Below are 16,807 nucleotides of genomic sequence, written 5' to 3' on the forward strand. Positions count from 1 at the left end.
CTCATGGTACGGCTTGCGCCAGTCCGTGAGACACCGCTACCGTCATCACGGATATTCCACTAATCATCCGTGAGGTTCTTGCGTGCCCAGCTCCCGTGACCAGCAGTTCCCCGTCCGCGTCCTCGGCGGCCCCACCGCCCTGTTCGACTACGGCGGCCTGCGCTTCCTCACCGACCCGACCTTCGACCCGCCGCGCGACTACCACGTGCCGGGCGGCAGGCTGACCAAGACCGCGCCCCCCGCCGCCGCGCCCGCCGGCCTCGGCCGGATCGACGTGGTCCTGCTCTCCCACGACGAACACCCCGACAACCTGGACGACTCCGGCCGGGCGCTGCTCGCCGCCGTCCCGCTCACGCTCACCACGCCCGGAGGCGCCCGGCGCCTCGGCGAGGGGGCCAAGGGGCTGGCCGACTGGGAGCGGGCCGAGCTGGACCGGCCCGGCGGCGGCACGATCACCGTCACCGGCGTGCCCGCCGTGCACGGGCCCGGCCCGCGCGAGCAGGTCGAACCCGTCACCGGCGAGGTCGTCGGGTTCGTCCTGACGGGGGACGGCCTGCCCACGGTCTACGTCAGCGGCGACAACGCCTCGCTCGACGCGGTCAGGCGGATCGCCGGCCGCTTCGGCCCCGTGGACACCGCCATCCTCTTCGCCGGCGCGCCCCGCTTCGACGTGCTCTTCGACGGCGAGCTGATCGTCCTCGACAGCGCGCAGACCGCCGAGGCGGCCCGGATCCTCGGCGCCCGCCGGGTCGTGCCCGTCCACTACGACGGCTGGGCCCACTTCACCGAGGGCCGCGACGCGCTGGTGGCCGCCTTCGCCGACGGCGGGCTGCTCGACCGCCTGGACCTGGACGGCCTCGGCAACGCCCCCGATGGCGACCCCGGCGGCGATCCTGGCGGCGATCCTGGCAGCGGACTCGGCAGCGGAAGGGCCTCCGCGTGACGCCTGACGTGCTCGCCAGGGCCGGGGACGCCCCGCGGCTCCGCGCGCAGCGCCGCGCCCTGACCGTCCTGGTCGCCGCCCAGGTGCTCAGCGGCGTCGGCCTGGCGGCCGGCGTGACCGTCGGCGCCCTGCTCGCGCAGGACCTGCTCGGCTCCACCGGGCTCGCGGGCCTGCCCAGCGCCGTGGGCACGGCCGGCTCGGCGCTGGCGGCCGTCGCCGTCGGGCGCCTGTCCCAGGCCCGCGGCCGCCGTCCCGGCCTCGCCGCCGGGTACCTGGCCGGGGCCGCCGGCAGCGCCGGCGTCCTCGCGGCCGCCGTCGCCGGCAGTCCCGTCCTGCTGTTCCTCGCCCTGTTCCTGTACGGCGCCGGCACCGCCACCACCCTCCAGGCCCGTTACGCCGGGGCCGACCTGGCCGCCCCGGCGGGCCGGGCCCGCGCCGTGTCCGTCGTGCTGGTCGCCACCACGCTGGGCGGCGTGGCCGGGCCCAACCTGGCCGCGCCCACCGGCGGCCTCGCCCGCGCGCTCGGCATCCCGTACCTGGCCGGGCCGTTCCTGCTGGCGGGGGTGGCGTACGCGCTGGCCGCGCTGGTCCTGGCCGGCTGGCTGCGCCCCGACCCGCTGCTGCTGGCCCGCACCCTGGAGACCGCCCCGCCCGCCCCGCCGCCCGCCCCCACCCGCCGGCCGGACGGGCCCCGGGGGCGTCCGAACGTGCCCGGCGACCGGCTGGACGGGTCTGGGGATCGGCCGGGCGGGCCTGGGGGCCGGTCGCGTGGGGCCGGTGGCGGCGGGCGAGGGGCCGGGGTGCCGGTCGGGGTGCCGGTCGGGGTGCTCGTCATGGTGCTCACCCAGCTCGTCATGGTCGCGATCATGACGATGACGCCCGTCCACATGGCCGCCCACGGCCACGGCACAGCCGCCTCCGGCCTGGTCATCGCCGTGCACATCGGCGCCATGTACCTGCCCTCGCCCCTGACCGGCTGGCTCGCCGACCGTCACGGCCGCCCGGCGGCGGCCGCCGCCTCCGGGGTGGCGCTGCTCGCCGCCGGGCTCGTCGCCGCCGCCGCTCCCGGCGACTCGGCCGGCTGGTTCGCGGTGGCGCTCGCGCTGCTGGGGCTGGGCTGGAACCTCGGCCTCGTCACCGGCACCGCGATCATCACCGACGCCGCCCCGGCGGCCACCCGCGCCAGGACCCAGGGCTCGGTGGACGTCGCCGTCGCGGTCGCGGGCGCCGCCGGCGGGCTGCTCTCGGGCCTCGTCGTGGCCGTCGCCGGCTTCCCCGTCCTCGCCGCCGGCGGCGGCCTGCTGGCGCTGGCCGTCGTCCCGGCGGCGGTCGCGGCGGGACGCAGACGGTGAACGTCCGCTCCGGGAAGTCCTGGTGGCCGCCCCGCTCCGGTAACGGCTTGACAAGATCAGCGGCAGGCGCGTGTAATGGCCGTCGCGTCGCGTGACGCCGGCCGCGTGGACGGCGGCGGCATGGAGGCGCCGATTCAAGGGGGATGACACCGTGGCCACTCGCACATTCGGTCGTGCCTGACCGCCGGATCCCCGCGCGTCACCCCATGCCGTGGGCGGTGTAGTCGGCCCGCCCTTCCCTCGTTTCTCCTTCCCGGCATGCCGTGCGGGTTCTCACCAGCCCGACATCTTTCGTACCTGAGGTGACGAAACCGCATGCCCATGGACTTCAACCAGCAGATCATCGACGAGTTCCGCGCCAACGGCGGCCGGGTCGGCGGCCCCTTCGAAGGGGCCAGGCTGCTCCTGCTGACCACCACCGGCGCCCGGAGCGGCGCGCCCCACACGGTCCCGGTGGCGTACCTGCCCGACGGCGACCGCGTCCTCGTGATCGCCTCGGCGGGCGGCTCGCCGCGGCACCCGGCCTGGTACCACAACCTGCGCGCCCATCCGCGCGTCACCGTCGAGGACGGCACGTTCACCTACCAGGCCGAGGCGGTGGTGCTGACCGGCGAGGAACGGGAGCGGCTGTTCGCCCGCGCCGTCGAGCAGAGCCCCGGCTGGGCCGACTACGAGACGAGGTCGGGCCGCGTGCTGCCGGTGGTCGCGCTCGTCGCCGCCGACGCCGGGCCGCCCGCCGGGCCGATGGGGGACGGGCTCAGGCGCCTGCACGACGCCTTCCGCCGCGAGCTGGCCCTCATCCGCGCCGAGGTCGCCGCCTCCGGCCCGCGCGTGGCGGCGCAGCTCAGGGTCAACTGCCTGACCCTGTGCCAGGGGCTGCACGTCCATCACTCGCGCGAGGACGAGCACCTGTTCCCCGCCCTCGGGAGCCGCCACCCCGAGCTGGGGCCGGCGCTGGAGCGGCTGCGGGCCGAGCACGTCACCGTCGCGCGGCTCCTGGAGGAGCTGGGCACGCTGCTCGCCGCCGACGACGTCGCCCCTGAGGAGCTGGCGGCCGGGGTGGACCGGCTGACCGGCGACCTGGAGGCGCACCTCGACTACGAGGAGGAGCAGCTCGTCGTGCTGCTCAACGGCGGCTGAAAAGTGCAGTGGACTGAAATTTCGCAGTAGACTGCAGGAATGTCAGAAGGGCTCCGGGAGCGCAAGAAGCGGCAGACCCGGCGGCGCATCTCCGACGTCGCGCTCGGCCTGTTCGTGGAGCGCGGCTTCGACGCGGTCACGATCGCCGAGGTGGCCGCCGCCGCCGAGGTGTCGGTCAACACCGTCTACAACTACTTCGACGCCAAGGAGGACCTGGTCCTGCCGCCGGAGGAGGCCTCGCCGCAGCGGCTGGCCGACATCGTCAGGCGGCGGCCGGCGGGCCGGTCGGCGGCGGAGGCGGTGCTGGCGCGGCTGCGCGAGGAGGTGCGGGGCCGCGAGCGGCGGGTCGGGCTGAGCGCCGGGTTCGGGCGGGTGCTGGAGATGATGCGCGCCGCCCCGACGCTCACCGCCCGGCTGGAGTCGCTGGCCGCCGAGATGACCGACGCGCTGGCCGCGCTGCTCGCCGAGGAGACCGGCGCGGCCCCCGGCGACCCGCTGCCCCGGGCGGTGGCCTGGCAGCTCGGGTCGGTGCACGCGCTGGTGCTGTCGGAGATCGGCCGGCGCACCGCCGCCGGGCAGCACCCGGACGCCGTCGCCGAGGCGGTGCTGGAGCTGCTGGACGTCGTGGAAGGGCTGCTGGGGGAGCGGGTGCTCGCCTATGCCGTGCGGGAGGAGGAGCTGTGTTCAGGGTGACGATCAGGGGCAAGTTCAAGGGGCTGGACGAGGCGGGCCGGGCCGCGGTGCTGGCGGTGAGCGGGGCCGCGTACACCGAGGCCGGGACGTTCACCCACGACGCCGGCCTGTCGGTGTTCACCTTCCGCTGCCAGACGCCCGGCGAGGACCAGGACGAGGCGGCGCTGCGGGCCATGACGGCGCTGGACGCGTACGCGGTGCCGTACGAGATCCTGCACCTCGCGGCCACCGACCTGCGCGACGTCAAGATCCGGCGGCCCCGCTGACGCGGTGTCCCAGATGTGAGATAGCATCCCGGATGTGAGAAACGCCGAGGAGCTGGACACGCGGCTCGCCGAGCGGCTGGCGCGGCTGCGCGTCGACCGCGGCTGGTCCCTGGACGAGCTGGCCCGCCGCGCCGGCGTCAGCCGCTCCACCCTGTCCCGTCTCGAACGCGGCGAGATCAGCCCCACCGCCTCCCTGCTCAACAAGCTGTGCGCCGTGCACGGCCGCACGATGTCGCGGCTGCTCGCCGAGGTCGAGGCCGAGCCGCCGCAGCTCCTCCGGGCCGGCGAGCAGCCGGTGTGGCGGGACGAGGAGTCCGGCTTCACCCGCCGGTCGGTCTCGCCGCCGCACCCCGGGCTGCGCGGCGAGGTCGTCGAGGGCACGCTGCGGCCCGGCGCGGACATCGCCTACGACGTGCCGCCGGTGCCCGGCCTGGAGCAGCACATCTGGGTGCTGGAGGGCGCCGTCGAGATCGCCGCCGACGGCCGCGCGCACCTGCTGGCGGCGGGCGACTGCCTGCGCTTCCGGCTGTGGGGGGCCTCCCGGTTCCGCTGCCCCGGCCCCGGCCCGGCCCGCTACGTCCTGCTCGTCGTCCTGCCCTGACCCGCGACCCGGCCCACGACCCCGAGAGGAACGAGCCCGCGCATGTACGCCATCGACCCGCTGCCCGCCGAGGAGTTCGACGCCGCCGTCAAGGGCCTCGCCGTCCTGCTGGCCGACGCCGTGGACGACGGCGCCTCCGTGGGCTTCCTGACGCCGTTCGGCGTCGAGGAGGCCGCCGCGTGGTGGCGGGCGCAGGCCCCGGCCGTGGCCGCCGGCCGCCTGCTCGTCTGGGTCGCCCGTGACGAGTCCGGCGTCGCCGGCACGGTCAGCCTCGCGCCGGCCGCCAAGCCCAACTCCCGGCACCGCGCCGAGATCGTCAAGCTCATGGTGCACCGCGACGCCCGCGGGCGCGGCCTGTCGCGCGCGCTGCTGGCCGCCGCCGAACGCGCGGCGCTCGCCGCGGGCGTGGACCTGCTGATGCTCGACACCGAGTCCGGCAGCACCGCCGAGCACGTCTACCTCACCGGCGGCTGGACCCGCTACGGCGTCGTCCCGGACTACGCCGCCTCCCCGGACGGCACGCTCAGCGCCTGCAGCTTCTTCTACAAGCGCCTCACGCCGCCCGCTTCACAGGGTGCGGGCGATCGCGTCGAGGTCGGCGAGCCGTCCGGCCGGTGACAGCCGGGCGGCCGCCGCCACCAGCAGCAGCTCGGTGACCGCGATCTCGTGGGCGAGCGGCGCGATCGGCCCGGCCGCCTCGCGCGGCAGGCGTACCAGCAGCTCGGCCTCCGGGGCGAGCGGCGACTCCCAGGCGTCGGTGATCAGGACGAGCCGCGCCCCCCGCGCCCGGGCGGCCCCGGCGAAGCGGGCGGTCGCGGGGGAGTAGCGGCGGAAGTCGTAGGCGGCGAGCACGTCCTGCGGCCCGAGGTCGAGGACGGCGCGGGCGCGGGCCTGCGGGTCGCCCGGCACCCGGTGCACCCCGGGCCGCAGGCTGGCGAGCTGGCGCACGAGGTATTCGGCGGCCAGCTCGCTGAGCGGCCCGCCGAGCGCCCACACCGTACGCGCCCCGGCGAGCAGGCCCGCCGCCGCCTCCAGCAGCGGCTCGGTGACGGCGGCGAGCGTGCTGTCGAGCCCCGCCCGCAGCTCGTCGGCCGCCCGCCGCACCTCCACCGCCCCGCCCGTCGCCTCGCCCGCCGCCGCCCGTTCCGGCCCCGGCTGGACGAACTCCAGCAGCCGCGACCGCTCCCGCGCCCCCTTCCTGACCGCGTTCTGGAAGTCGGCGAACCCGCGATACCCGAGCCGGTCGAACAGCCGTGACGCCGTCGGCGGGCTGACCCCCGCCCGCTCGGCCAGCGCCCGCAGCGACCCGAGCGCCGCGAACGGCCAGTCGTCCAGCAGCACCCGCACGATCGCCCGTTCCCCGGGCGGCAACGTGGCGTAGACCTCGCCCAGCCGGTCCTCCACCGCATCCGTCTCCATGCTGACAAATGTTACATCACATTCCATCGACCCATATGTCCGGAACAAGTGTTACGGTGCGGGACATGACCCCTTGGAACGGACTGATCGAAAGCCCCTACCGCCGCTGGCTGCCGCTCGCCCCCGGCACCCCGGCCGTCTCGCTCAACGAGGGCAACACCCCGCTGCTCCGCTCCGCCCACCTGTCGGCGCTGACCGGCTGCGAGGTGTGGCTGAAGGTCGAGGGCGCGAACCCGACGGGCTCGTTCAAGGACCGGGGGATGACCGTCGCCATCAGCGGCGCCGCCGCCCGCGGCGCGCGCACCGTCATCTGCGCCTCCACCGGCAACACCAGCGCCTCGGCCGCCGCCTACGCCGCCCGCGCGGGCCTGGACGCCGCTGTGCTCGTGCCCCGGGGCCACGTGGTGCCCGGCAAGCTCGGCCAGGCCGTCCGGTACGGCGCCCGCGTCGTCGAGATCGGCGGCACCTTCGACGACTGCCTGCGCGTCGCCCGCGAGCTGGCCGCCGGCCACCCGGTCGCGCTGGTCAACTCGGTCGGCAACGAGCTGCGCCTGTCGGGGCAGCGCACCGTCGCCTACGAGATCGCCGACGCCCTCGGCGACGCGCCCGACGTGCACTGCCTGCCCGTCGGCAACGGCGGCAACATCACCGCCACCTGGGGCGGCTACGTCGCCTACCGCGCGGCGGGACGCACCACCCGGCTGCCCCGGATGTGGGGCTTCCAGGCGGCGGGCGCGGCCCCGCTCGTGCGCGGCGCGCCCGTGGCCGCCCCGCGCACCGACGCGAGCGCCATCCGCATCGGCAACCCCGCCACCTGGGACGGCGCGATCGCCGCCAGGGACGACTCCGGCGGCCTCATCGGCGCCGTGACCGACGAGCAGATCTTCGCCGCCTACCGGGAGCTGGCCCGCCGCGACGGCGTCTTCGCCGAGCCCGCCTCGGCGGCCGGCGTGGCCGGGCTGCTCGACCGGCACGCGCGCGGCCTGCTGGAGCCCGGCCTGCGCGTCGTGATCACGCTCAGCGGCAACGGGCTGAAGGATCCGGAGGCGTCCCTGCGCGGCGGCCACGCCGCCACCGAGACCTCGGCCTTGACCGCGGACGTGGCCCGCGCCCTGAACCTGGCCGCATGACCCTACCTGCGAAAACTACGTGAAGTAACTATAGCGATACGTTATGTAGCCTTGACTACGGGCACGAATGTCCCAACAAAGCCGACGAGGCGGCCGATAGGGCGATACGCCCTTTCGCTGCGCTGACGCCCGACCGGCGAACCTCCACCCCCCGGAAGGACATTCACCATGCCCGGAGCCCGATTCTCGCCTGCCCTGAAACGCTCGGCCGCCGCCGGCGCGCTGCTGGCCGCAGCCGCCGCGTCGGCCGTGCTCACCACCACCACCCACGAGCACCACACCGGCGGCGGCACCGGAAACAGCACCGCCGACAGCACCGCCGACAGCGCGCCCTGCGAGCGCTACCTCCAGCCCGGCCACACCTACCGCGCCGGGCCGGGCACCTTCACCACCGACGGCCAGGGCCGCCCGCAGGAGGCCGTCGCCAAGACCCTCACCCAGGCCAAGGGCGAGCGCACCGGATGCGAGTCCACCGTCGGCAACTGGGCCGGCTCCGGCGACTGGAACGGCGGCCACCTCATCGCCGCCTCCTTCGGCGGGGTCAGCAGGCGGTACAACCTCGTCCCGATGCGCGGCCGGCAGATCAACCAGGGCCTGATGAAACGCGTCGAGGACGGCGCCCGCGCCTGCCTCGACGGCCGCGGCGCCGTCACCGGCTACCGGGTCCGCCTGCACTACCCCGACGCCAGGAACATCGTCCCCGACGGCATCGCCATGAGCCTGACGCCGTCGGTGTCCGGCAGGTCGCGGCAGCTCGGCTTCACCCTGCCGAACAAGACGCTGCCCGCGAGCGAGGTCAAGGCCAAGGAGGCGGAGATCGACAAGGAGTTCGAGGCCGCGGGCTGCCGGAAGGTATCCTCTGCCCGCAGATGATCGCCCGGAAAGTTGTGGGAACCCGCCATGCCTGAAGCACGCCGTTCTGGTGTGAGATCGACCTCATGAAGAATGCAGGCAAGCCGCGCAGGTTCCCCACCGGCGACCTCGCGCGGGTGGCGGTGTTCGCCGCGCTGATCGCGGTGCTCGGGCTGCCGGGCTCGGTCAACGTCTTCGGCAACCTGGTCCCCATCACGCTCCAGACCCTCGGCGTCATGCTGGCCGGCGTGATCCTCGGCTCGTGGCGGGCCGCGCTGGCGGTCGCGGTGCTGCTGGTGCTGGTGGCCGCCGGGCTGCCGCTGCTGGCCGGCGGCCGCGGCGGGCTCGGCGTCTTCGCCGGGCCCTCGGCCGGGTTCCTCGTCGGCTGGCTGCCGGGCGCGGCCGTCACCGGCTGGCTCACCGAGCGGGCCGGCCACCGGCCCGGCCTGACGCAGCTCGCCGGCGCGTGCCTGGTGGGCGGCGTGGGCGTGATCTACCTGTTCGGCATCCCGGTGCAGGCGCTGGTCACCGGGATGTCGCTGCCGGCCGCGGCGCTGCTCAGCGCGACCTTCCTGCCCGGCGACCTGATCAAGGCGCTGCTGGCCGCCGCCGTCGCCCGGGGCGCCCAGCGGGCCTACCCGGACGCGGTGCCCGCCGTGCACCGCGACCGGACGCGGTCCGGCGAGGGGCGCTGAGCCGTCCATGCCGGTAGCCGGACCCGTCCTGCGGCACGCCGCCGCCCGTCCCGGCGCGGTGGCGCTGCGCGGGCCGCGCGGCGCGCTGACCTACGCCGCGCTCGCCGCCGATGCCGGGGAGGGGGCGCGGCACCTGCTGCGCCGCGGCGTGCGGCGCGGCTCGCTCGTCGCGATCGGGCTCGCCGACCCGGCCGCGCTGCTCACCGCCGTGCTCGCCGCGGACCTGGCCGGAGCCGTCCCCCTGGTGGGCGACCCGGCGTGGGACCGGGAGAGGTGGGCCCGCATGACCGGCGCCGCCCGCCCGCGCCTGCTGGTGGACACCCCCCTCCCGGCAGCCGCCGGCCCGTCCGCGGCCGGCCCCGCCCTCCCGTACGTGCCCGCAGGGAGCGACCTGGCGTGGGCCTGCTTCAGCTCCGGCAGCACCGGACGCCCGCGCGCCGTCGTCCGCACCCGCGCCTCCTGGACCGGCTCGTTCCCGCACCTGTCGGCCCTGGCCGGGATGAGCGCCGACGACGTGGTGCTGGTGCCCGGCCCGCTGTGGTCCTCCCTGTACGCCTTCGCCGCCGTGCACGCCCTGGCGATCGGCGCGACCGCCGTCGTCCCCGGCCGCATGCCTCCCGGCGGCGGCCCCCAGGGCCTCGCCGCCCTCTGCGCCGGGGCCACGGTCGCGCACCTGGTCCCGCACCTGCTGCCGGCCGTGCTCGCCGACCCGGGACGGGTGCGCGCCGCCGTGGTCGGCGGGGCCGCGCTCGCCCCTGAGATGCGGGCCGCGGCCGAGCGGGCCGGGGTGCGGGTCGTGGCCTACTACGGGGCCACCGAGCTGTCGTTCGTCGCCGCCGACGCCGACGGGACGGGGCTGCGCCCGTTCCCCGAGGTCGAGATCGAGGTCCGGCCGGGCGCGGGCGCGCTGGGCGAGGTGTGGGCCCGCTCCCCGTGGCTGGCCGAGGGCTACCTGGGCGGCGCGGCCGGGCCGCTGCGCCGCGACGGCGCCGGCTGGATGAGCGTGGGCGACGTCGCCCGCCCGTACCGGGAGGGGGAGCGGCTGCGGCTGCGCGGGCGCGGCGACGGCGCGATCCAGACCGGCGGCGCGACCGTCGTGCCCGAGGACGTCGAGGAGGTGCTGCGGAAGGTGCCCGGCGTGGGCGACATCGTGGTGATCGGCTCGCCGCACCCGTCCCTGGGGTCGGTGGTGACCGCCGTGGTCGAGGGCGACGGGGGAGCGCCGCCGCCGCGGGCGCTGCTGGAGGCCGTCGCGCGCGGCGGCCTGGACGCGGCGCAGCGGCCCCGCCGCTGGTACGCGGTGCCGAGCCTGCCCCGCACCGGCACCGGCAAGCCCGCCCGAGCCCTGGTCGCGGCCCGGCTCGCCGACGGCGACCCCGGCATCCGGCGCCTCCGTGACCGGCGCCGACGCCCCGTCGTCGTCGCGGCGCGCCGCACGCCCATCGGCACCGCGGGGCACGCCTTCAAGGACCTCGCCGTGGACGGGCTGGCCGCGCCCGTCCTCGCCGCCGTGGCCCGCGACCTGGCCGCGCAGGGCGTCGCCGGCCCGCCCGACGACGTCGTGCTCGGCAACTGCATGGGCCCGGGCGGCAACGTGGCCCGCGTCGCCGCGCTGGCCGCCGGGTTCGGCCACGGCGTGCCCGGCCTCACCGTCGACCGTCAGTGCGGCAGCGGCCTGGCCGCGATCCTGGTGGCGGCGCAGGCCGTCCGCGCGGGCGAGGCCGGGCTGGTGCTCGCGGGCGGCGCCGAGAGCGCCTCGACCGCCCCGCTCCGCACCCGTCGCGGCGCGAGCGAGCCCTACGCCCGCGCGCCGTTCGCCCCCGGCGGTTACCCCGACCCCGACATGGGCCCCGCCGCCGAGGCGCTGGCCGCCGCGCGCGGCATCACCCGCGAGCGCCAGGACGCCTACGCCGCCCGCAGCCACGCCGCCGCCCTGGCCGCCCGCGAGCGGGGCGTCTTCGGTGGGGAGATCGTCCCCGTCGGCGGCCGGCACGACGACCAGCGGCCCCGCCCGCTGCGCGCGGCGACGCTGGCCCGGCTGCCGGCCGCGTTCGCGGCGGGCGGTACAGTGACGGCCGGCAACTCCTCCCCGGTCAGCGACGGCGCGGCGGCCGTGGCCGTGGTGCCCGAGCGGCTGCGCGCGGGCCTGCCGGGGCTGCGGCTGGTGTCCGGGGCCGTGGTCGGCTGCGATCCCGCGCTGCCCGGGTGGGGGCCGGTGCCCGCCGTGCGGCGGGTCCTGGCCCGCGCCGGGGCCGACCTGGGGCGGGTGGCCGCGGTGGAGGTCGTGGAGGCGTTCGCGGCCCAGGTGCTGGCCGTCACCGACGCGCTCGGGCTCGACCCGCTGGGGGCCGACGCGGGCCGCGTCTGCCCCGACGGGGGCGCGCTGGCGCTGGGGCACCCGTGGGGCGCGACCGGCGCGGTCGTGGTGACCAGGCTGTTCACCCGGCTGGTCCGGGGCGGCGCCCCGGCGGGGACGCTGGGCCTGGCCGCGGCGGCCGTCGGCGGCGGCCTCGGCGTGGCCGCGCTGTTCGAGGTGGTGCGAGGGGGAGCGACGTGATCGAGTTCGCGGACGTGCACGTCCGGCTCGGCGAGCGGGACGTGCTGCGCGGTGTCACCGCCTCGCTGGCCGAGCGCCGCGTCGGCGTGATCGGCGCCAACGGCTCGGGCAAGAGCACGCTCGCGCGCCTGATCAACGGCCTGGCGCGGCCGACGTCCGGCGCGGTCACCGTCCTCGGCCTGGACACCCGCCGGCACGCCGCCGAGATCAGGCGCGGCGTCGGCTTCCTGTTCACCGACCCGGACGCCCAGATCGTCATGCCCACCGTGGCCGAGGACGTCGCCTTCTCGCTGCGCCGCCACCGCCTGCCCCGCGCCGAGGTGGACCGGCGGGTGGCCGAGGTCCTCGGCCGCTACGGCCTGGCCGGGCACGCCGACCATCCGGCGCACCACCTGTCCGGCGGGCAGAAGCAGCTCCTCGCGCTGTGCTCGGTGATGGTGCTGGAGCCCAAGGTCCTGGTCATGGACGAGCCCACCACGCTGCTCGACCTGCGCCACTCGCGCCAGGTCGGCGAGCTGCTGCGGGAGATGCCGCAGCAGGTGGTGGTGGTCACCCACGACCTGCCGCTGCTGACCGGCTTCGACCGGGTGCTGGTGCTCGACGAGGGCCGGGTGGTCGCCGACGGCGCGCCGGGCGAGGCCGTCGCGCACTACAGGAAGCTCATGTCGTGAACGGCCTGACCGGCGCGTACGTCCCGAAGGACTCGCCGATGCACCGGCTGCCCGCCGGGGCGAAGCTGGCCGGGCTCGCGGTCGCCTGCACGGTGGTGGTGCTGCTGCGCTCGCCGTTCGCGCTGGCCGGGGCGGCGGCGGTGACCGCGGTCCTGTACGCGTTGTCGCGGGTCGGCCCGGCGGCGGCCTGGGCGCAGGTGCGGCCGGTGCGCTGGTTCGCGGCGGCGCTGCTGGCGGTGCAGTGGGTGGTGGCCGGGCCGGAGGCGGCGGCCGTCACGACGACGCGCGTGGTGCTGGCGGTGGCGCTGGCCGGGCTGGTCACGCTCACCACGCGCACCTCCGAGCTGATGGCCGCGCTGGAGCGGCTGCTGGCGCCGGCGCGGCTGGCCGGGCTGGACCCGTTCCGGCTGTCGCTGCTGCTGTCGCTCACGGTCCGTACGGTGCCGGTGCTGGCCGCGCTGGCCGGCCGCGTCAGGGACGCGCAGCGCGCCCGCGGGGTGGAGCGCAGCCTGCGGGCCTTCGCGGTGCCGCTGGTGGTCAGCGCGCTGCGGCACGCCGACGCGCTGGGCGAGGCGCTGAGCGCCCGTGGCCTGGACGACTGACCCGCCCCTCTTACCTCAGGTTTGACTTATATAAGTGGTCCTTGAAATACTCGGGACGTGCACGCATTCGACGTCCTCGGCGATCCGGTCCGGCGCCGGATCCTGGAGCTCCTCGCCGGCGGTGAGCAGAGCTCCGGCGAGGTCACCGCCGTCATCCAGCACGAGTTCGGCATCTCGCAGCCGGCCGTCTCGCAGCACCTCCGGGTGCTGCGCGACAACGGGTTCGCCAGCGTGCGGGCCGAGGGCACCCGGCGGCTCTACGCCGTCGAGGCCGGCCCGCTGCGGGAGGTCGACGTGTGGCTGGAGCGCTTCCGTGGCTTCTGGGACCAGCGCCTCGACGCGCTGGCCACCGAGCTCGCGCGCGGCAAGCGCGAACGCCGCCTGACCGCTGAGAGGAAGGACCCCACCGATGGACATGGTTGACGAGATCGCCCGGGCGCACCGGGAGCTGATCGACGGCGAGCGCAAGGTCGCCGTCCTGCGCCGGCGCTACGACGCCGAGATCGAGGACGTGTGGGACGCCTGCACCGACGCCGGCCGGCTCAAGCGCTGGTTCCTGCCCGTCACGGGCGACCTGCGGCTCGGCGGCCGCTACCAGTTCGAGGGCAACGCGGGCGGCGAGATCCTGGAGTGCGAGCCGCCCCGCCGGTTCAAGGTGAGCTGGGTGATGGGCGACGCCCCCGGCCTGTCGGAGGTCGAGGTCGAGCTGACCCCCGACGGCGACGGCACCCGGTTCGAGCTGCGCCACACCGCCGAGGTGCCGCCGGAGATGTGGGACGGCTTCGGCCCCGGCGCGGTCGGCGTGGGCTGGGACCTCGCCGTGCTCGGCCTGGGCCTGCACCTGGCGGGCGGCGAGCAGGTGGACGAGGCGACCTTCCATCTGACCGAGGAGGGGCGGCGGGTCATCACCGCCGCGGCGGCGGCCTGGGGCAGGGCCTCGGAGGCCGCGGGCGTCCCGCCGGAGCGCGCCGCCGCGCACGTCGCCGCGGTCACCGCCTTCTACGCCCCCGAGCCCGAGGCGTAGCCCGCCCCTCGCTGGATTGACAGATATCTAATCAGGGGAGAAGCTTGATTCGATAGCCATCGATTCAAGCGCCGCCCCGCCGCGGATCGCGCGACCCAGGGCGGCGGAAGGAGCGCGTGATGAGCGACCAGCGGTCCGCGCGGCTGCGCGAAGAGGTCAGGCAGCACTACGCCGCCGCCGCCCGGGCGGTGCACGACGGCGGCGGCGGCTGCGGCGCCTCGCTCTACGACCCGGACGAGCGCCGCGCCCTGCCCGCCGAGGCGATCGCCGCCTCCCTGGGCTGCGGCAACCCCACCGCCGTGGCCGGGCTGCGCGCCGGCGAGCGCGTGCTCGACCTCGGCTCCGGCGGCGGCATCGACGTCCTGCTGTCGGCCGGCCGGGTCGGGCCGGAGGGGAAGGCGTACGGGCTGGACATGACCGACGAGATGCTCGACCTGGCCCGCGCCAACGCGGCCAGGGCGGGCGCGGCCAACGTCGAGTTCCTGAAGGGCACGATCGAGGCGATCCCGCTGCCGGACGCCGCCGTGGACGTGATCGTCTCCAACTGCGTCGTCAACCTGTCGGTGGACAAGGACGCCGTCTTCGCCGAGGCCTTCCGCGTCCTGGCCCCCGGCGGCCGGCTGGCCGTGGCCGACATCGTCGCCGACGACTCCCTCACCCCCGCCGACCGGGCCGCCCGCGGCGACTACAGCGCCTGCGTCGCCGGCGCCCTGTCCTTCACCGAGTACCGCGAGGGGCTGGCCGCGGCCGGGTTCACCGGCATCACGATCACGCCGACGGGCGGAGTGGCCGACCGCCTCCACTCCGCCCTCGTCCGGGCGGTCAAGCCCCCTGCGGCCCCGGCAGCCGGCTGAGGTACGGCGAGCGGCCGCGGAAGCCCCGCTGGAAGCGCCCCGGCGGGCCGAGGCCGGCGATCTCCCGCAGCCACGCCTCGTGCTCCAGCTTCTCGTGCCGGACGGCCGCGACCAGCTCGTACGTCCAGACGTCCCGGCCCTCGGTCAGCTCGCACAGCGCCGCGTACGGGGCGGCGTCCGCGGCCGCGGCGCCGGCGAGCACGGCCGCCGGGTCGCGCCCGCCGGACAGCAGCTCCTCCAGCACCGCGTCCCCCGCCTCGCCGAGGAACCGCCCCGCGCTCGCCGGGAATGCCCCCTCCAGCTCGCACACCCGGCGGGCCAGCGCCTCGAAGTGGCGGCGTACCTCGCCGCGGATGTCCTCCAGCACCTGCCGCAGCCCCTCGCCGGCGAAGGCGAGCGGCCCGGAGCTCAGGACCGTGTACCGGTACAGGGCCCGCAGCTCGGCCCTGGCCGCCGCGGACAGCGCCTCGACCAGGGCGTCCACGTCGAGTCCGGAACGCCCGGCGATCTCACGCGCGGTGGGCATGGCGTGCCGCGCGATCAACCGGCCGGGGCCTCGGCCCGCGGCTTCGCCGGCGCCGGGGCGGGGGCGCGGTCGGCCGGGTTGAGCGCGAGGAAGGCCGCGCCGGCGAGCGCGCCGCCCGCCAGGTCGGCCAGCAGCCACACCCAGATCTTGGACCAGGCGAACAGCCCCATGCCCGCCGCGCCGAGCGCGACCGCGGGGTTGAAGGCGCCCCCCGAGATCCCGCCCACCGCGAACGCCCCGGCCGCCACCGTGAACCCGATGGCCAGGCCGTAGAAGCTGTTGCCCGGGTGGTCGCTGCTGGTGGCGGCGTTGAGCACCACGTACGCCAGCGCGAACGTGAACAGCGCCTCCGCCAGCAGCGCGACCCACAGCTCCCGCCCGGACGGCGCCAGCGGCGGCCCGCCCGCCTGCCCGCCCGCCGGCCCGGCCACGTAGACCGCGGTGACGGCGGCGGCCGCGCCCCCGGCGAGCTGGGCAGCCCAGTACGCGAGCGCGTCGCCCGGCCCGATCCGGCCGCGGACCAGCACTGCGAGCGTGACCGCCGGGTTGTAGTGCGCCCCCGAGACGTGGCCGCCCGCGTAGACCATGACCATGAGGATCGCCCCGATGGCCACCGGCGCGAGCGGCGCCTTGGCCAGGACCGTGGCGCCGACCGTGAAGACGAGGAAGAAGGTCCCGATGAACTCCGTGACATACCTGCGCACGTTGTCCTCCCATGTGTCGGTGGGCCCCCGATGCCCGCACAACGGGTCCCGGGGGCGCGCGGTTCAGTGGTCCACCGGGTAAGGTCGTGAGTGAATGCTTACTCACCCCCGCAGGAGTGGAAGGGGAGGCTCATGAGGCTTGCCGTCCTCGGAGCGACCGGCGGCATCGGCGGCGAACTGGTCCGCCAGGGGCTCGACCGGGGCCACGAGATCACCGCCGTGGTGCGGGACGCGTCCCGGCTGGCCGCCGAGGTGCGCGACCGGGTGGACGTCGTCGAGGCCGACGTCATGGACCCGGCCGCCGTCGCCCCCGCCGTCAAGGGCCGCGACGCCGTGCTCAGCGCCATGGGCAGCCGCGAGCGGGGGCCCACCACCGTCCACTCGGGCAGCGTCGCCGCCATCACCGAGGCCATGCGCCGCACGGGCGTGCGCCGCGTCCTGACGGTCGGCGCGGCCGGCGCGGTGGCCGACGCGGGCGACGCCCCCTTCACCCGGTACGTGCTCAAGCCGCTCATCGTGCAGCGGCTCTTCCGCGACTCCTACGCCGACCTCGCCGCCTCCGAGGACCTGCTGCGCCGCTCCGGCCTCGACTGGACGATCGTCCGGCCCGGCAGGCTCAGCGACGACGGCCCGACCGGCCGCTACCGCACCTCCTGGGACCGCAACCTGCGGGGCGGCCACCGCACCACCCGCGCCGACACGGCCGACTGCATGCTCACCCTGCTGGACGACCCCGCGTCGGCCGGCCACGTCGTCTACGTGCTCTCCTGAGCCCGCC

Annotated in this window: 20 protein-coding genes; 17 read left to right on the plus strand and 3 right to left on the minus strand. The window is 76.6% G+C overall.

The features are described from left to right. Positions 1-82 precede the first annotated feature (82 nt). The 7 genes from MF672_RS37255 to MF672_RS37285 all read left to right on the plus strand — a co-directional run bounded on the left by MF672_RS37255 (position 83) and on the right by MF672_RS37285 (position 5,613). Positions 83-943 carry an MBL fold metallo-hydrolase gene (locus MF672_RS37255; RefSeq protein WP_242384150.1) on the plus strand — a complete coding sequence of 287 codons (861 nt, stop codon included), beginning with the start codon at positions 83-85 and terminating at the stop codon, positions 941-943. Continuing rightward, on the plus strand, positions 940-2,295 hold the full coding sequence (locus MF672_RS37260) for an MFS transporter (protein ID WP_247815624.1): 1,356 nt from the start codon (positions 940-942) through the stop codon (positions 2,293-2,295). Before MF672_RS37255 ends, MF672_RS37260 begins: the two co-directional genes overlap by 4 nt. A 315-nt stretch (positions 2,296-2,610) precedes the next feature. After that, complete coding sequence (locus MF672_RS37265) at positions 2,611-3,435, plus strand: nitroreductase/quinone reductase family protein (RefSeq protein WP_242383708.1); 825 nt, start codon at positions 2,611-2,613, stop codon at positions 3,433-3,435. A 39-nt stretch (positions 3,436-3,474) separates the two neighbouring features. Then, positions 3,475-4,128: a TetR/AcrR family transcriptional regulator gene (locus MF672_RS37270; protein WP_242383709.1), complete on the plus strand. Its 654-nt coding sequence runs from the start codon at positions 3,475-3,477 to the stop codon at positions 4,126-4,128. Next, on the plus strand, positions 4,116-4,394 hold the full coding sequence (locus MF672_RS37275; RefSeq protein WP_242383710.1) for a DUF6204 family protein: 279 nt from the start codon (positions 4,116-4,118) through the stop codon (positions 4,392-4,394). The genes MF672_RS37270 and MF672_RS37275 overlap by 13 nt, the downstream gene beginning before the upstream one ends. A gap of 34 nt (positions 4,395-4,428) precedes the next feature. Beyond that, a complete protein-coding gene (locus MF672_RS37280) occupies positions 4,429-4,995 on the plus strand; it encodes a helix-turn-helix domain-containing protein (protein ID WP_242383711.1) in 567 nt (188 codons plus the stop codon). A 42-nt stretch (positions 4,996-5,037) separates the two neighbouring features. Continuing rightward, complete coding sequence (locus MF672_RS37285; protein ID WP_242383712.1) at positions 5,038-5,613, plus strand: GNAT family N-acetyltransferase; 576 nt, start codon at positions 5,038-5,040, stop codon at positions 5,611-5,613. Here MF672_RS37285 and MF672_RS37290 read toward each other — a convergent pair. After that, positions 5,563-6,414, minus strand: coding sequence for a MurR/RpiR family transcriptional regulator (locus tag MF672_RS37290; protein WP_242383713.1), 852 nt, complete (start codon positions 6,412-6,414; stop codon positions 5,563-5,565). The two genes, MF672_RS37285 and MF672_RS37290, sit on opposite strands and share 51 nt — an antisense overlap. Positions 6,415-6,479: 65 nt before the next feature. Here MF672_RS37290 and thrC point away from each other — a divergent pair, with 65 nt between their 5' ends. The 9 genes from thrC to arsM all read left to right on the plus strand — a co-directional run bounded on the left by thrC (position 6,480) and on the right by arsM (position 14,799). Continuing rightward, positions 6,480-7,544, plus strand: coding sequence for a threonine synthase (gene thrC / locus MF672_RS37295; protein ID WP_242383714.1), 1,065 nt, complete (start codon positions 6,480-6,482; stop codon positions 7,542-7,544). Between the two features lie 168 nt (positions 7,545-7,712). Beyond that, positions 7,713-8,417 (plus strand): DNA/RNA non-specific endonuclease, encoded by a 705-nt coding sequence (locus MF672_RS37300; protein ID WP_242383715.1) that lies wholly within the window; start codon positions 7,713-7,715, stop codon positions 8,415-8,417. A 65-nt stretch (positions 8,418-8,482) separates the two neighbouring features. Beyond that, complete coding sequence (locus tag MF672_RS37305) at positions 8,483-9,091, plus strand: biotin transporter BioY (RefSeq protein WP_242383716.1); 609 nt, start codon at positions 8,483-8,485, stop codon at positions 9,089-9,091. 7 nt (positions 9,092-9,098) lie between these two features. Next, the gene (locus MF672_RS37310) at positions 9,099-11,648 is read left to right on the plus strand and encodes an acetyl-CoA C-acyltransferase (protein ID WP_247815625.1); all 2,550 of its coding nucleotides are present in this window, start codon (positions 9,099-9,101) and stop codon (positions 11,646-11,648) included. Then, entirely contained in the window at positions 11,645-12,319 is a 675-nt protein-coding gene (locus MF672_RS37315) for an energy-coupling factor ABC transporter ATP-binding protein (RefSeq protein WP_242383126.1), read from the plus strand. Before MF672_RS37310 ends, MF672_RS37315 begins: the two co-directional genes overlap by 4 nt. Further along, positions 12,316-12,921: an energy-coupling factor transporter transmembrane component T family protein gene (locus tag MF672_RS37320; protein ID WP_242383124.1), complete on the plus strand. Its 606-nt coding sequence runs from the start codon at positions 12,316-12,318 to the stop codon at positions 12,919-12,921. Before MF672_RS37315 ends, MF672_RS37320 begins: the two co-directional genes overlap by 4 nt. A 57-nt stretch (positions 12,922-12,978) precedes the next feature. Then, positions 12,979-13,344 (plus strand): ArsR/SmtB family transcription factor, encoded by a 366-nt coding sequence (locus MF672_RS37325; protein WP_242383122.1) that lies wholly within the window; start codon positions 12,979-12,981, stop codon positions 13,342-13,344. Continuing rightward, positions 13,331-13,945: an SRPBCC family protein gene (locus tag MF672_RS37330; RefSeq protein WP_242383120.1), complete on the plus strand. Its 615-nt coding sequence runs from the start codon at positions 13,331-13,333 to the stop codon at positions 13,943-13,945. Before MF672_RS37325 ends, MF672_RS37330 begins: the two co-directional genes overlap by 14 nt. 119 nt (positions 13,946-14,064) lie before the next feature. Beyond that, the gene (gene arsM / locus MF672_RS37335) at positions 14,065-14,799 is read left to right on the plus strand and encodes an arsenite methyltransferase (protein ID WP_242383118.1); all 735 of its coding nucleotides are present in this window, start codon (positions 14,065-14,067) and stop codon (positions 14,797-14,799) included. Here arsM and MF672_RS51575 read toward each other — a convergent pair. Together MF672_RS51575 and MF672_RS37345 are read right to left on the minus strand one after the other, a co-directional pair. After that, positions 14,768-15,325 carry a ferritin family protein gene (locus tag MF672_RS51575; protein WP_302893341.1) on the minus strand — a complete coding sequence of 186 codons (558 nt, stop codon included), beginning with the start codon at positions 15,323-15,325 and terminating at the stop codon, positions 14,768-14,770. The two genes, arsM and MF672_RS51575, sit on opposite strands and share 32 nt — an antisense overlap. A 14-nt stretch (positions 15,326-15,339) precedes the next feature. Further along, positions 15,340-16,029 carry an aquaporin gene (locus tag MF672_RS37345; protein WP_242383116.1) on the minus strand — a complete coding sequence of 230 codons (690 nt, stop codon included), beginning with the start codon at positions 16,027-16,029 and terminating at the stop codon, positions 15,340-15,342. 132 nt (positions 16,030-16,161) lie between these two features. Between MF672_RS37345 and MF672_RS37350 the strand changes: the two genes are divergently transcribed. After that, positions 16,162-16,800 (plus strand): NAD(P)-dependent oxidoreductase, encoded by a 639-nt coding sequence (locus MF672_RS37350; protein WP_242383115.1) that lies wholly within the window; start codon positions 16,162-16,164, stop codon positions 16,798-16,800. The last annotated feature ends 7 nt before the right edge of the window (positions 16,801-16,807 follow it).

Source organism: Actinomadura luzonensis (assembly GCF_022664455.2).
GTDB classification, from domain to species: domain Bacteria; phylum Actinomycetota; class Actinomycetes; order Streptosporangiales; family Streptosporangiaceae; genus Nonomuraea; species Nonomuraea luzonensis.

Coding starts and splice junctions, on each gene's coding strand:
- MF672_RS37265 (WP_242383708.1), top strand. CDS start 2,611: ATGCCCATGGACTTCAACCAGCAGATCATCGACGAGTTCCGCGCCAAC.
- MF672_RS37270 (WP_242383709.1), top strand. CDS start 3,475: ATGTCAGAAGGGCTCCGGGAGCGCAAGAAGCGGCAGACCCGGCGGCGC.
- MF672_RS37285 (WP_242383712.1), top strand. CDS start 5,038: ATGTACGCCATCGACCCGCTGCCCGCCGAGGAGTTCGACGCCGCCGTC.
- MF672_RS37290 (WP_242383713.1), bottom strand. CDS start 6,414: ATGGAGACGGATGCGGTGGAGGACCGGCTGGGCGAGGTCTACGCCACG.
- thrC (WP_242383714.1), top strand. CDS start 6,480: ATGACCCCTTGGAACGGACTGATCGAAAGCCCCTACCGCCGCTGGCTG.
- MF672_RS37300 (WP_242383715.1), top strand. CDS start 7,713: ATGCCCGGAGCCCGATTCTCGCCTGCCCTGAAACGCTCGGCCGCCGCC.
- MF672_RS37305 (WP_242383716.1), top strand. CDS start 8,483: ATGAAGAATGCAGGCAAGCCGCGCAGGTTCCCCACCGGCGACCTCGCG.
- MF672_RS37310 (WP_247815625.1), top strand. CDS start 9,099: ATGCCGGTAGCCGGACCCGTCCTGCGGCACGCCGCCGCCCGTCCCGGC.
- MF672_RS37330 (WP_242383120.1), top strand. CDS start 13,331: ATGGACATGGTTGACGAGATCGCCCGGGCGCACCGGGAGCTGATCGAC.
- arsM (WP_242383118.1), top strand. CDS start 14,065: ATGAGCGACCAGCGGTCCGCGCGGCTGCGCGAAGAGGTCAGGCAGCAC.
- MF672_RS51575 (WP_302893341.1), bottom strand. CDS start 15,325: ATGCCCACCGCGCGTGAGATCGCCGGGCGTTCCGGACTCGACGTGGAC.
- MF672_RS37350 (WP_242383115.1), top strand. CDS start 16,162: ATGAGGCTTGCCGTCCTCGGAGCGACCGGCGGCATCGGCGGCGAACTG.